This is a genomic window from Wocania ichthyoenteri Th78, from assembly GCF_000789235.1.
GTDB lineage: Bacteria > Bacteroidota > Bacteroidia > Flavobacteriales > Flavobacteriaceae > Wocania_A > Wocania_A ichthyoenteri.
In genome coordinates, this window is the sequence record NZ_KN525716.1 from 299,948 (window position 1) to 313,365 (window position 13,418).

Here is a 13,418-nt window from a genome sequence, read left to right on the forward strand (position 1 = left end):
TTTTTATGATTAAAGCGCATAATGTTCATAAATACTACGGCGATTTACACGTCCTTAAAGGTGTAGATATTCATGTAAAAAAAAGTGAAATTGTATCTATTGTTGGTGCTTCAGGTGCCGGAAAAACAACGTTGTTACAACTTTTAGGGACTTTAGATAAAGCTTCTGCTAAAGAAGATTTTAATATTACCATAAACAATACCAATATTAATACACTAAACGATAAAGCTTTGGCTAAGTTTAGAAACGAGCATATTGGTTTTATCTTTCAGTTTCATCAATTATTACCTGAATTTACAGCTTTAGAAAACGTGTGCTTGCCAGCATTTATAAAAGGCACAAAAAAAGCAGATGCCGAAAAACGCGCCAAAGAACTTTTAGATTTTCTAGGATTATCACATCGTTATAATCATAAACCCAACGAGCTTTCCGGTGGCGAACAACAACGTGTTGCTGTTGCGAGAGCTTTAATAAATAATCCGGATTTAATTTTTGCTGACGAACCTTCTGGAAATCTGGATAGTGAATCTGCCGAAACCTTACACAGTCTGTTTTTTAAACTTCGTGAAGAGTTTGGGCAAACCTTTGTAATTGTTACTCACAACGAAGAACTGGCAAATTTAGCCGATAGAAAATTAACGATGGTTGATGGGAAAATTGTGAATTAATTTATATCACTTTTTTGGTTACGCTTATTTATATGTTGCTAATTTATTGTTCATCTTTCTTCTTAGCTTCCGTATCATTTGATTTTACATGTAAATCCATCTGAGGAAAAGGTATAGCAATATTATTTTTAGCAAATTCTCGACTAATATTTCTACGTATATCGCTTTTCACTTTACTTATCCGAAATATATTTTGACTAAAAAACAAAACTTGAAAATCTAATGACGAACTTCCAAAATTTACTAATCGTGCTTCAGTCGATTCGCGGTCAGATATATCAGGATGTTGAAATGCACTTTCTTCTAAAATTTTTATAACTAAATCAATATCACTCCCATAAGCAACACCAACATCAATTCTAAAGCGCGTCTTCATGGTTTGATGGCTCCAGTTTATAACTTTATTAGTTGTAATTAATGAATTTGGAATTATAATAGAAACGTCATCTGTATTTAAGGCCTTAGACGTTCGCAATCCAATACTTTGAATCTTAACGATATCACCATCAATGTCTAAGACATCATCTATTTTTATAGATTGTTCTGAAAGTAAAATTATTCCAGATATAACATCGTTAAATGTTTGCTGTAATCCTAAGCCTATTCCAACAAGTAAAGCAGCAGAACCAGCTAATAATACAGTAACTTTAACACCAATAGTTTCTAAAATAAGCCCAACTGCAATGACCCAAACTACATATCTAATGATTTGAAGTAATGCATAAACACTCCCTCTGCTAAGTTTTTTAAATCTACGTTTACGAAAAAGGGCTTTCTTAATTAACCATAATATAAATTTGGTTACAAGAAATATCATTAAAACTTTCACTAATGTAAAAACTTGCACACTATTTTCTCCTACACTAATAAGCTCAAATTCCAAAAAATTCCTAATTGTTTCCATGTTGTTTTTTTAATGACACATAACGATTAGTATGTGGTTTAATAATTTATATATGTCGCTAAGCGAAGTTAGTTTTTTAAAATTGTAATTTCAAAACCTCTTAAGAATACTTACTTTTACCATCAAAATTTACTTTTTGAAACAAGCAGAACTCAATGGATTTCTAGACACTAAAGTTGCTCGATACAATAACTCAAAAACGGTCAAAGCTAATAAAAACTATTCTGCTTCGCCAGCTATATATAAAATGTTAGCAATAGAATATATTTATAATTATTCTTAGTAGAAGTGTTTTTTTAGCTTAAGAAACTGTTTTTCAAAAATATGATAAGAAGCTGAACTGATAATAATAGTAATCAATAAAGTTACTACTGCTAATACTGCCCAACTAAGATTAACATTAAAATAATTTGAAAACTGTATAAAGAATAATATTACTATTGAGTGATACAAATATAAACCATAAGTATAAGCACCTAGTTTGCTAACCCAAAAGTCATCCTTAATATGAATAGAGTTTGCGCCTAGGGTAAATAATAGGGTAATAGAAAAAAGTATGCCTAATATTGATGGTGAAAAATAATTTAAAGTAGAAGAACTGAGATTTGGAATTGTAAAAACTACCGCAATGGTTATAAAAAAGGCAGTATATTTTAGATAAAGTGGAAACTTTCCTAGACGGTTTATAAGCCCCTCTTTATACAAAAAGATATACGCTGGAATAGCTCCGAATGCAAAATAATCAATGTTAGAAAACACATCAAGACTTGCAATATCAAAGTAGGAATAAACTAGTCTAGTTATGTTTGCTATAACAATGCTACAGATGATGAGGTAAGGTATTTTTTTAACTGATATTAAGTAAAGAGAAATCCCCCACAGTATATAAAAATGTTCTTCTACACATAAAGACCACATTACCCGTAGTGGAGCACCATCAGGAAAAGTACCAGATAGCATCATTTTATAATTTTCACCAAATAGCATGGACACTAACAAGTTAGGGTCATAGCCTTCATTGTTATGCGGAATATTAAAAGCATCTATGACATACTGACTCGCGAATGCAAAAAATATCATAGCATAAAACAATGGCCATATTCTCAAAATTCGACGAGCAAAGAAGTTTTTAAGAGAAACTCTATTTGTATTTCCTTTTTCGTAAAGAATTATATATGTAATCAAAAAACCACTCAACACGAAAAAGAATGAAACTCCTATACCTCCACTTTTTAAAAAGAAGTCTATATATGGATTGCCAGTTTTTGGTAAATGCAGTAAAAAAACCAATAAAAACGAGAAGAATCTTAATGCATCAAATGTGTGAAAGTGTTTCCTTAGCATATTGTATATTCTTTCTTAATCCCTATAGTTTGCAGCTCAAAACCAACGTTTTGGGCATGAATACGTTTTAATAATTATCCACCGATACTGAAACAAGTTCAGCACAAGCAAGCGAAGTTAGTTTTTTAAAATTATAATAGCTAACTATTTATTTTATTACTAAACTTATTAAGAATACTTACTTTTACCATCAAAATTTACTTTTTGAAACAAGCAGAACTCAAAGGATTTCTAGACACTAAAGTTGCTCAATACAATAGCCTCAAGTTTATTGAAAGCGACCCTATTCAAATACCACATCAATTCCATAAAAAAGAAGACATTGAAATTGCTGGTTTTTTAACCGCGACTATTGCTTGGGGAAACCGTAAAAGCATTATTACTAATGCAAAACGTTTAATGGATTTATTGGATAATGCGCCTTACGATTTTGTTTTGAATCACCACGAAAGCGATTTAGAAAAACTACTTCATTTTGTGCACCGCACCTTTAATGGCAGCGATTGTGCACAGTTCATAAAGTGTCTAAGACACATTTATTTAAATCATTCTGGTTTGGAATCTTTATTCTCTAAACATGCCGAAACCGATTCACTACAAAAATCTATTTCAAATTTTAAGTCCGTTTTTTTTGAAATTGATCACTTACAACGCACTCAAAAACATGTGAGTGACCCATTAAAAAATTCAGCAGCAAAACGAATAAATATGTTTTTACGTTGGATGGTTAGAAACGACAATGCTGGTGTAGATTTTGGGATTTGGAAAAGCCTCTCCCCTAGCCTGTTATCTTGCCCTTTAGATGTGCATTCTGGTAATGTAGCTAGAAAATTAGGACTTTTAAAACGCAAGCAAAATGATGCTAAAGCGCTACTTGAATTAGATACGGCGTTACGTAAACTGGATGCTAAAGACCCTGTGAAATACGATTTTGCCTTGTTTGGTTTGGGTGTTTTTGAAGGGTTCTGATTTGCGTTAGCGATTGAAACGGCATCCTTTTGTTTTTACAAAAGATACAGTGTAAAGCGCAACCCCTTTGGGAAACGCCATTGAAAAAAAAAAAAAAAAACGATTGACAAGCTAATAGCTCATCAATCGTTTTTTTTAAATCATTGTCCCGTCCTGAAATAGCGATACACTAAAACTTTAGTGTAATGAAAACATCAGAAAACACAGGTTACGTTAAGCGTACCCAAAAAGATTACTCCCTTTCTTTTAAACTAGAAGTTGTCCAAGAAATAGAGCAAGGATTTCTAACTAGAAGCCAAGCACGTGACAAATATGGCATTCAAGCTGGTTCGACCATTACCAGATGGTTAAAAAAATATGGTAACTTTGACTGGCAAGAACAAATCTCCACCAGTATGTCTACAACTCCCGAGCAACGTATTTTAGAATTAGAACAGCAAGTAAAACTATTAGAAAAGCAGAAAGCAAGAGCTGAATATCTAGCAGAACGCGCAGATAAAAAAGTGATTCTTTTTGATATGATGGTTGATATGGTCGAAAAGGAATATAATATTGATGTTAGAAAAAATTACAATCCCGAGTTATTGACCGCTTCAAAGAAGCCCACAAAGAAACAGTAGTTTCTACCTGTTATTTACTCGGGATTGATAGACAGGTTTACTATAGGTCGATACAATCCAAAAGACAAAAACAAAGTGTTGCCCAAAAAGTAATAGCACTAGTGCAATCCGTTCGCATATCCATGCCAAATCTTGGAACTCGAAAGCTTTATCATATACTGAAAACACAATTAACAGCTTTAAATATTGGTAGAGATAAACTCTTTAGAATACTAAGAGCAAACCATTTACTTATAAAACCAAAACGAAGTTATCATGTTACAACAGACTCACATCATCGTTTTAGAAAACACAAAAACTTAATAAGTACTTTAGAAATTAAAAAACCAGAACAAGTTTGGGTTAGTGATATCACATACACAGGAAACAGAAAAAATCCATCTTATCTCGCTTTGGTTACAGATGCTTATTCTAAGAAGATTGTAGGGTATAATGTATCTAACAGTTTAAATGCATCTGGTTCTATATTAGCTTTGGAAATGGCTATTAAAAACAGAAAATATAAACAAAAAGGTTTGATTCATCATTCTGATAGAGGTTTACAATACTGTTCTGATGACTATCAAGAAAAACTAAAAGATAACTTTATAAAACCAAGTATGACTGAACAATATGATCCTTATGAAAATGCTATCGCAGAACGTATAAATGGTATTTTAAAACAAGAATTTGGTATAGCGAAACACAATGTGGATTTAAAGCTAAGGATCATTTTAATTAAAAATGCAATAAAAATTTACAATAAAAAAAGACCGCATTGGTCTAACAACATGTTAACTCCAATACAAATGCATCAACAAAACACTTTAAAACCAAAACGATATAAATCAAAAAACCTGAACAATAGTAATATTGTTCAGGTTTAATTTATAAATTTAATCCTTTATTAATCTGTATCGATTATTTAGGACTAGACACATAGTTTTATTAGATTTCGACTGCGCTCAACCTGACAATAAATAGTACTAGCCTTTTAACCAAGCTTCTCGAAGTGATTTTTGAGCATCTGTAGCTTCTTCTTTTGGCAAAATACCTTTTCCTATAGTATAAGTTTTAGTTGTTTTTGTTTTTATAACAACATCTTCTCCTGCTCTGTTTAGCACTACTTCAATATCTTTTCCTGGTTTCCAAGAAAACACGTCTTGTAAAACAGTATTAGCATTTTGCAATGTTAGAGCAGTTTCGTTAATAGACTTTATAACGTCGTTTGGTTTTGCACCGTTGTCTGCCCAAAAACTGTTTTCTAAAACCATATCTGTAAAAAAGATGGTGCCTGTTTGTCCGTCGCCACTAACTATTGGCGCGCCATTCATTAATATATAATTAGTTTCTACTTTGCCTTCTCCAATTTCTAATCCTACTTTTTCTAAAAAAGCATTATAATTAATTGGAATATCGCCTATAACATGATCATTAAAAAATGATTGTAATGAAGGGTAAGTCATCGCTACAATTTCATCAATCAATTTATCATCTTCAAAAGGTTTGTTCTTTCCGTATTTATTCGATAATTCTTTCATTAAAGATAAAATACCTCTGTTACCTTTACTTTCTTCTCTCATTAAAATATCTATACACATACCTATTAAAGCGCCTTTTTGGTACACGTTTAAATATTGATCTTTATATGGGGCTTTTAAAACATTTTCGCTCATTATAGTAAAACTCATAGCATCATTCATTTGAGAAGCCATTTGAATTTTATCCATCATTTTATTGTAAAAAGAAGTCTCATCAATTAAACCTTCACTAATTTGAAACAACGATGCAAAATATTCGGTGACACCTTCGTACATCCATAAATGTTTTGAAAATGTTGGATTGTTATAATCGAAATAATGTATATCTTCAGAATGCACATTTAACGGCGTAACAATATGAAAAAACTCGTGAGACACTAAATCAATCATACTTTCTTCAAGAGCATCTTTAGGCATAGCCTCTGGCATAACAGCCACAGTAGATGTATGATGCTCCAATGCTCCAAAACCTTTTGGAGAGGTTTCTTCACCATCAGATAAATACAAGTAAATATCGTAACGTGGTGTAGTATTAATATCTCCTAAGTAAGCTTTTTGTGCTTTCATCATCTTATATATCGTTTCTTTTAATGACTTAGCCGAATGTACTTTGTTTGGAGAATACACACTCAAAACAATTTTAATATTGCCAACTATAAACTCTTCAACATCCATATTACCATACATCATTGGGTTATCGGTAATATCAAAATATCGTGATGCAAAATAACTTGTAGTTCTGTTTTTGCCATCTTCACTTAATTTAGAACCCATATTTTGTAAAGCTGAAGTTCGAGACAAACCCGTTGAAGCGGTTACATCCAATTTATATTGATTATTTTTCAATGAATCAAAATATCCAATAAAGCCATGTAAATTCAATACATAATTTTCGGGCTCAATATTGGTTCCTGATGGCGAAAAGGGCACTTCTTTTCCAATACCGCCTTCAGCTTCAATATCAAAAGTATCATTAACTAAATAAGTAATTTTATCTAATTGTTTGGCATTATTAATCGTCCAAGAATTGGCATCAGTTTTAGTAACTACCATTTCATTTCCTTTATAATCAAAGGCTTTAAAATCATCAATATAACTTCCAAAATCACTTACCGAATAAGTCCCTTGTACAACTTTTGGTAATCGATATGTTACAGTTTCAGTAGTAAAACGTCCTGGATCAATGGTGACTGGTGCTTTATCGTTTACAACTTTATCTAAATGTATTGAAGTTTCAATTGGTAAACTAGTTGCTAAATCGTTAGCCGTATTTTTTGTGGAGCTACAACTAGCTAGTAAGATTCCTGCAAATAATGCAGTTAGTGTTCTATTTTTCATTTATATAAATATATGTTCAGTTTATTCACGCCGAAAATACTATTATGTTATGATGTCCATTCTTAAGATTCTGTTAAAAAAAGCCGAATTATTCTTATTTTCGCAACATGCATAATCCCCTAATAAGTATACTAACACCTTTTAAGAATACTGAAGCTTTTTTAGAACCCTGCATAAATTCTATTTTAAAACAAACTTACACCCATTGGGAATTATTAATTATTGATGACTCCTCTACTGATTCTAGTTATAACATTGTTGAAACATTTGCTAAAAAAGATAGTAGAATTAAGCTTTTAAAAAATTCGGGGATCGGTATTATTGATGCATTAAAACTCGCTTTTAGTAATAGTAAAGGTAAATTGATTACCAGAATGGATAGCGACGATGTCATGCAACCAAACAAATTAGAAACATTGGTAAACAACCTTTTAACACATGGAGAACAGCATGTTGCCATTGGATTGGTCAATTATTTTTCTGAAGATGGCATAAAAGACGGTTATAAAAATTACGAAACTTGGTTAAACAACTTAACTAAAACTGGTAAAAATTATTCTGAAATTTATAAAGAATGTGTTATTCCGTCACCTTGTTGGATGGTTTACAGAAGTGATTTAATAGCTTGTGATGCCTTTAATCCAAACACCTATCCTGAAGATTACGATTTAGCGTTTAGGTTTTACAAACACCATTACAAATGTATTCCTTGTGATGAAGTAATACATAATTGGCGCGATTACAGTTCACGAACTTCAAGAACGCATGTGCATTATGCCGAAAATCATTTTATCGATTTAAAGCTGAACTATTTTTTAGAGTTGGATTACAATCTAAACAAAAAACTTGTGGTTTGGGGTGCAGGTAACAAAGGGAAAACTATCGCAAAAACATTGATTAAAAAAAATATCCCGTTTGAGTGGATTTGCGATAACCCAAACAAAATTGGTCGTGATATATACGGAAAATTTTTACATCCTTTTAGTTATTTAAAATCAATTGAAAACGCACAAAGCATCATTACTGTTGCTAATAAAAATGCTCAAAAAGAAATAAATGCATATTTAAAATCAATACACATAACTAACAAGAAAGATTACTTCTTTTTTTGCTAACAAATTCTTATATTCACTCGCTTAAAAATCATCATTATGAATCTAAAATCAATTATCGTATTATTTCTTTTTTCTTTGTTTTTTTCAAATCAGACCATTACAGCACAGAAAAAGATCTCACTCTTTAATGGAAAAGACCTTAGTGGTTGGACTATTTACGGCACCGAAAAATGGTACGTTGAAGATGGATTATTAATATCTGAAAGTGGTCCTGATAAAGAATATGGCTATTTAGCTACTGAAGAACATTATAAAAATTTTGAATTAACTATGCAATTCAAACAAGAAACAGATAACGGAAATAGTGGTGTTTTTATTCGCTCAACTATTGAAGGTACTAAAGTTAGTGGTTGGCAAGTAGAGGTTGCTCCTCCAAACTTACACACAGGTGGTATTTATGAGTCTTATGGTCGTGGTTGGCTTATTAAACCAACTCCAGAAAAAGAATCTGTTTTAAAAACGGGAAAATGGAATACATTAAAAATAAGAGCTATTGATGGCAAAATAACCTCGTGGTTAAATGGTGTGCAGATGGTTACTATTGATGACGAAAAAATTGGTGCTGGAGAAGGAAGCATTGCATTACAAATACATAGTGGTGGAGGTATTTTAATTAAATGGCGAAAATTACATCTTAAAAAACTATAAATAAAAAAGAATATTTGTTCTTTTCTATTTTACTTTTACTAAAAAAATTATGTAGGTTTGACAAATCTAAAAAGGAATGCAGTTTAAACACCCCGAACTTCTTTACGCATTATTCTTACTGCTTATTCCAATAATTGTTCATTTATTTCAACTCCGGAAATTTAAAAAAGTAGCTTTTACTAATGTCGCATTTTTAAAAGAAGCGACACTTAAAACACGTAAAAGTTCACAAATAAAAAAATGGTTAATCCTTTGCACCAGATTATTATTATTGGCTGTCATTGTTTTTGCTTTTGCTCAACCATTTACTTCTAAAGTTGATGCTTTAAATACTAAAAAAGAAACTATTATTTATTTAGATAATTCTTTTAGCATGCAAGCTAAAGGTAATAATGGCGAACTTTTAAAACGCGCCGTTCAAGATCTGATAAACAATGTGCCGGAGAACGAAAACATCTCGTTATTTACAAACAACGTAGTTTATAAAAACACAACCATTAAAGCTATAAAAAACGATTTGCTGCAACTCGATTATACTGCAAGTAATTTAACTACCGAAGCTATAATACTAAAAAGTAATACGTTTTTTAACAATAAAACTAACACTTTAAAAAATACAATTTTAATATCTGATTTTCAATACAATACGAACGAAATAAATATAGAAAAAGATTCACTCAACAATTTATATTTTGTTAAATTATTACCTGTAAATTCAAACAATGTTTCTGTTGATAGTGCTTATGTTTCTAACACATCGCCAACCCAAATCGAACTTACTGTACAGTTAAAACAAAGTGGAAATAGCATTGAAAACGTACCCGTATCTTTATTTAATAATGATAATTTAATTGCTAAAACTTCAGTTGAAATTAATGATGAAGCTAGCACAACATTCACACTTCCTGTAAATGAAATTATTAATGGAAAACTAACTATTAACGATACACATTTACAGTTCGACAACAGCTTGTTTTTTAATATAAATAATGCATCAAAAATTAATGTATTATCGATAAATGAAAGTGACGATTCGTTTTTAAAACGCATTTATAATGCTACTGAATTTAATTACACTTCAACTTCAATCAACCAATTAAATTACAATCTTTTAGATAGTCAACATCTTATTATTTTAAACGAATTAAACACCATTCCTAACGCATTAATTTCTGCTATAAAAGCATTTACAGACCAAGGTGGTTCGCTGATTGTAATTCCTTCAAAAGACATCACAAAAACGTCATATAACGCACTTCTTTTAAACCACGCTATTTATTTTAATGATGTAATTACAACTGAAAAACGCATTACAACCATAAACTATTCGCATCCTTTATATAGCAATGGGGTGTTTGAAAAACAGGTACGCAATTTTCAATACCCGAAAGCAAATAGCTTTTACAATGTGACTTCAAATGTGGCTTCAAAAGTTTTGAGTTTTGAGGATAACAAAGCCTTTTTGTATCAAAATCAAAATACATTTATATTTACTTCGGCTTTAAATAGCGCTAATTCAAACTTTAAAAATTCGCCTTTAATTGTTCCCACGCTTTATAATATTGCGAAATTCAGCTTTAAAATTCCACAATTGTATTACACTATTGGCGAAGAAAACAGGTTTGATGTTGATATAAAATTACAACAAGATGACATTTTATCGTTGGTAAATGATGATATAAATATGATTCCGAAACAGCAATACTTCAACAATAAAGTCGCCATTAATACGTCTGAAAACCCATTGATTTCTGGTACATACTCCATAAAAAATAGAGCTAAAACCATTGCAAATGTTAGCTATAATTATAATAGAAATGAAAGTGATTTAGTTTACAGCAATCTTTCAAATTTAGAGGGTGCAACTGTAAGCAATTCTATTACAGAAATTTTCGATACTTTAAAAAGTGACTCAAAAATTAATGCGCTGTGGAAATGGTTTGTTATTTTTGCGCTAGCATTATTGCTTATTGAAATGCTCATCTTAAAATATTTTAAATGAACATACTTATAAAGTCTGCTACAATTATTGATTCCAAAAGCGAGTTTCATAACACAACTCAAGATGTATTAATTGAAAAAGGTGTGATTTCAAAAATTGGAAACCACTTAAAAAACCCAAAAAATTATCAAGAGATTACATTAGACAACTTGCATATATCTCAAGGTTGGTTTGATAGTAGCGTGTGTTTTGGAGAACCTGGTTTTGAAGAACGCGAAACGATTACGAACGGACTTAAAACCGCAGCTGCCTCTGGTTTTACGGCAGTCGCGATGCATGCCAATACAAATCCTGTAATCGACACCAATTCTGATATTACGTTTGTAAACTCAAAATCGGCAAACAATGCTGTTACTTTACTGCCCATTGGCGCGCTTACCGTGAATAGTAAAGGTGAAGGTTTAGCGGAATTGTTTGATATGAAAAGTGCTGGCTCAGTAGCTTTTTACGACTATAAAAAATCAATCTCTAATCCAAACCTTATGAAAATTGCGCTGCAATATGCAAGTAATTTTGATGGTTTAGTGTGCTCGTTTCCGCAAGAAAATAAAATTTCTGGACACGGTGTTATGAACGAAAATATAACAAGCACCACTTTAGGCTTAAAAGGAAACCCAGCTTTAGCTGAAGAATTACAAATAGCACGTGATTTATTTTTATTAGAATACACAGGTGGTAAACTACATATTCCAACCATTTCAACAGCAAAATCGGTAGATTTAATTAGAGCTGCTAAAAAAAAGAAATTAGATGTGAGTTGTAGTGTCGCTATTCATAATCTGTATTTTACTGATGACACTTTAAATGATTTTAACACACACTTTAAAGTATTGCCACCACTAAGAACCCAGCATGATGTTGAGGCACTAATTGAAGGCATTAAAGATGGCACAATTGATATGGTTACAAGCGACCACAACCCTATAGACATTGAACAAAAAAAGATAGAATTCGATCATGCCGATTACGGCACTATCGGGCTTGAATCTGCTTTTGGAGCTTTACAAAACATTTTTACAACTAAAAAAACGATAGATATTTTAACCAAAGGAAAAGCGAGATTTGGATTAGAAAACACTCCAATACATATTGGTAACACACTCAATATTGCACTTTTTAACCCCGATTTAAAATATACATTTACAAGAAAGAATATTATTTCGAAATCTAAAAATGCCATTTTTGAAAACGAAACTTTAAAAGGAAAAGTTTATGGTATTATTTCGAACAACAAAGTTTCTTTAAACTCATAATCATGACACAGCAAGATATTGAAGAAGGCAAAGGTTTAGCCATAATAAGTTATTTAACTATTATAGGAACTATTATTGCGTATTTTATGAATAACGATAAAAAGAATGTGTTTACTAGTTTTCATGTTAGACAATCGTTAGGCTTATGGCTAACCTATTTTGTACTGGCATGGGTTGTTAGTGCTGTAAATAGTTGGTTTGCCACTTTAGGTTTTTGGGCATTTTTTGGAATACTTTTTATTTATGCATTTATAAATGCTGTAGGTGGAAAAGCTTTAGAAATACCACTTGTTGGCGCTTTTTATCAAAAAATATTTTCAAATTTAGGTCGATAGATGATTAACACACAACTTTCCTTACAACATATAATTCGAGAATCTACTTTAACAGAACAAGCACCATTATTAATTATGATGCACGGTTATGGTAGTGATGAAAACGATTTATTTTCGTTCGCTAACGAATTACCAGAAGAACTTTTTATTATCTCTGTAAAAGCTCCTTATCCATTACAACCTTATGGCAATGCGTGGTATGCTATTAACTTTGATGCCGATAAAGGCAAATGGAACGATAACGAACAAGCTAAAGAATCATTGAATTTAATTGCCAATTTTATTGACGAAGCCGTAAATAATTATCCTGTAAACAAAAATAATGTGTCGCTTTTAGGATTTAGTCAAGGTACTATTTTAAGCTATGCTGTTGCGCTAACTTATCCTGAAAAAGTAAAAAACATTATAGCCTTAAGCGGCTATATTAATCAAGATATTTTACCTGAAGCTATTAAACAGAAAAACTACGCTCATTTAGATTTTTACTGTTCACACGGTATTGTCGATCAAGTTATTCCTGTAGATTGGGCGCGACAAACTTCACCTTTTTTAAATGCGCTCAACATTAAGTATGTGTATTCTGAATTCCCTGTAGGACACGGTGTTGCACCGCAGAATTTTTTTGAGCTTAAAGATTGGTTGAGTAAACGCATTTAAGCTTCACGTGTTTATTTTTTTTAATATTTCTGTAAGAAAAATTAA

General features: G+C 31.4%; 13 protein-coding genes. 10 read left to right on the forward strand and 3 right to left on the reverse strand.

Annotated features, from left to right (window positions below; all coding sequences use genetic code 11):
- Positions 1–5: 5 nt before the first annotated feature.
- A complete protein-coding gene (locus RG22_RS01415) occupies positions 6–668 on the forward strand; it encodes an ABC transporter ATP-binding protein (RefSeq protein WP_034040206.1) in 663 nt (220 codons plus the stop codon).
- 43 nt (positions 669–711) lie between these two features.
- On the opposite strand, the gene RG22_RS01420 is transcribed toward RG22_RS01415, so the two are convergent.
- Complete coding sequence (locus RG22_RS01420; RefSeq protein ID WP_034040209.1) at positions 712–1,572, reverse strand: mechanosensitive ion channel family protein; 861 nt, start codon at positions 1,570–1,572, stop codon at positions 712–714.
- A 279-nt stretch (positions 1,573–1,851) separates the two neighbouring features.
- On the reverse strand, positions 1,852–2,916 hold the full coding sequence (locus RG22_RS01425) for an acyltransferase family protein (protein WP_034040211.1): 1,065 nt from the start codon (positions 2,914–2,916) through the stop codon (positions 1,852–1,854).
- A gap of 204 nt (positions 2,917–3,120) precedes the next feature.
- Here RG22_RS01425 and RG22_RS01430 point away from each other — a divergent pair, with 204 nt between their 5' ends.
- The 3 genes from RG22_RS01430 to RG22_RS17535 all read left to right on the forward strand — a co-directional run bounded on the left by RG22_RS01430 (position 3,121) and on the right by RG22_RS17535 (position 5,371).
- The gene (locus RG22_RS01430) at positions 3,121–3,885 is read left to right on the forward strand and encodes a TIGR02757 family protein (protein WP_034040214.1); all 765 of its coding nucleotides are present in this window, start codon (positions 3,121–3,123) and stop codon (positions 3,883–3,885) included.
- A gap of 185 nt (positions 3,886–4,070) precedes the next feature.
- Complete coding sequence (locus tag RG22_RS17945) at positions 4,071–4,505, forward strand: transposase (RefSeq protein ID WP_034040217.1); 435 nt, start codon at positions 4,071–4,073, stop codon at positions 4,503–4,505.
- Positions 4,506–4,528: 23 nt separating this feature from the next.
- Positions 4,529–5,371 (forward strand): IS3 family transposase, encoded by an 843-nt coding sequence (locus RG22_RS17535; protein WP_034040219.1) that lies wholly within the window; start codon positions 4,529–4,531, stop codon positions 5,369–5,371.
- 99 nt (positions 5,372–5,470) lie between these two features.
- Here the strand turns inward: RG22_RS17535 and RG22_RS01445 are convergent, their stop codons facing one another.
- Positions 5,471–7,363, reverse strand: coding sequence for a M61 family metallopeptidase (locus tag RG22_RS01445; protein WP_034040222.1), 1,893 nt, complete (start codon positions 7,361–7,363; stop codon positions 5,471–5,473).
- Positions 7,364–7,470: 107 nt separating this feature from the next.
- Here RG22_RS01445 and RG22_RS01450 point away from each other — a divergent pair, with 107 nt between their 5' ends.
- From RG22_RS01450 to RG22_RS01475, 6 genes are all read left to right on the forward strand, one after another.
- Positions 7,471–8,478 (forward strand): glycosyltransferase family 2 protein, encoded by a 1,008-nt coding sequence (locus RG22_RS01450; protein WP_034040225.1) that lies wholly within the window; start codon positions 7,471–7,473, stop codon positions 8,476–8,478.
- A gap of 36 nt (positions 8,479–8,514) precedes the next feature.
- The gene (locus RG22_RS01455) at positions 8,515–9,126 is read left to right on the forward strand and encodes a 3-keto-disaccharide hydrolase (RefSeq protein WP_034040228.1); all 612 of its coding nucleotides are present in this window, start codon (positions 8,515–8,517) and stop codon (positions 9,124–9,126) included.
- A 76-nt stretch (positions 9,127–9,202) separates the two neighbouring features.
- Complete coding sequence (locus RG22_RS01460) at positions 9,203–11,128, forward strand: BatA domain-containing protein (protein WP_034040230.1); 1,926 nt, start codon at positions 9,203–9,205, stop codon at positions 11,126–11,128.
- Positions 11,125–12,381 carry a dihydroorotase gene (locus RG22_RS01465; protein WP_034040232.1) on the forward strand — a complete coding sequence of 419 codons (1,257 nt, stop codon included), beginning with the start codon at positions 11,125–11,127 and terminating at the stop codon, positions 12,379–12,381. The genes RG22_RS01460 and RG22_RS01465 overlap by 4 nt, the downstream gene beginning before the upstream one ends.
- Positions 12,382–12,383: 2 nt before the next feature.
- Positions 12,384–12,716 carry a membrane protein gene (locus RG22_RS01470; RefSeq protein ID WP_034040234.1) on the forward strand — a complete coding sequence of 111 codons (333 nt, stop codon included), beginning with the start codon at positions 12,384–12,386 and terminating at the stop codon, positions 12,714–12,716.
- The gene (locus RG22_RS01475) at positions 12,717–13,373 is read left to right on the forward strand and encodes an alpha/beta hydrolase (protein ID WP_034040237.1); all 657 of its coding nucleotides are present in this window, start codon (positions 12,717–12,719) and stop codon (positions 13,371–13,373) included.
- The last annotated feature ends 45 nt before the right edge of the window (positions 13,374–13,418 follow it).

Excerpts from the sequence above, each read along its gene's own strand:
- RG22_RS01450 (WP_034040225.1), top strand. The coding sequence starts at position 7,471 with ATGCATAATCCCCTAATAAGTATACTAACACCTTTTAAGAATACTGAA.
- RG22_RS01445 (WP_034040222.1), bottom strand. The coding sequence starts at position 7,363 with ATGAAAAATAGAACACTAACTGCATTATTTGCAGGAATCTTACTAGCT.
- RG22_RS01455 (WP_034040228.1), top strand. The coding sequence starts at position 8,515 with ATGAATCTAAAATCAATTATCGTATTATTTCTTTTTTCTTTGTTTTTT.
- RG22_RS01415 (WP_034040206.1), top strand. The coding sequence starts at position 6 with ATGATTAAAGCGCATAATGTTCATAAATACTACGGCGATTTACACGTC.
- RG22_RS01465 (WP_034040232.1), top strand. The coding sequence starts at position 11,125 with ATGAACATACTTATAAAGTCTGCTACAATTATTGATTCCAAAAGCGAG.
- RG22_RS01475 (WP_034040237.1), top strand. The coding sequence starts at position 12,717 with ATGATTAACACACAACTTTCCTTACAACATATAATTCGAGAATCTACT.
- RG22_RS01470 (WP_034040234.1), top strand. The coding sequence starts at position 12,384 with ATGACACAGCAAGATATTGAAGAAGGCAAAGGTTTAGCCATAATAAGT.
- RG22_RS01420 (WP_034040209.1), bottom strand. The coding sequence starts at position 1,572 with ATGGAAACAATTAGGAATTTTTTGGAATTTGAGCTTATTAGTGTAGGA.
- RG22_RS01460 (WP_034040230.1), top strand. The coding sequence starts at position 9,203 with ATGCAGTTTAAACACCCCGAACTTCTTTACGCATTATTCTTACTGCTT.
- RG22_RS17945 (WP_034040217.1), top strand. The coding sequence starts at position 4,071 with ATGAAAACATCAGAAAACACAGGTTACGTTAAGCGTACCCAAAAAGAT.
- RG22_RS01425 (WP_034040211.1), bottom strand. The coding sequence starts at position 2,916 with ATGCTAAGGAAACACTTTCACACATTTGATGCATTAAGATTCTTCTCG.